This is a genomic window from Pseudonocardia sp. SID8383 (genome assembly GCF_009864975.1).
GTDB classification, from domain to species: domain Bacteria; phylum Actinomycetota; class Actinomycetes; order Mycobacteriales; family Pseudonocardiaceae; genus Pseudonocardia; species Pseudonocardia alni.
Genome location: NZ_WWFY01001043.1, coordinates 1 through 247 on the forward strand (window position 1 = coordinate 1; position 247 = coordinate 247).

General features: G+C 80.2%; 1 pseudogene. It reads left to right on the forward strand.

The features are described 5' to 3' along the window. Positions 1 to 247 (forward strand): annotated as a pseudogene (locus GTW08_RS24925) (hypothetical protein); the annotation flags it as partial.

The window sequence follows — 247 nt, forward strand, 5'->3', positions numbered from 1 at the left end:
CCCACGGTGACAACGCCACCGATGCCGTCCGGCGCCCGGGCGCGGCCGTGTGGGCCCGCCGCGCGCTCGCCGGCCCGTTCTCCGGCCTGATGACCGTGCTCGGGGTGCTGCTCGCCGTCGCGGGCAGCCCCGGCAGCGCGACGCTGGTGCTCGTCGTCGCCGCGCTCGGCGTCGGGCTGCGCCTGTGGCACGCCGCCCGCAGCGACCGGCTGTCGCGGGAGCTGCGCGCGCACGCCGCGACCACCGT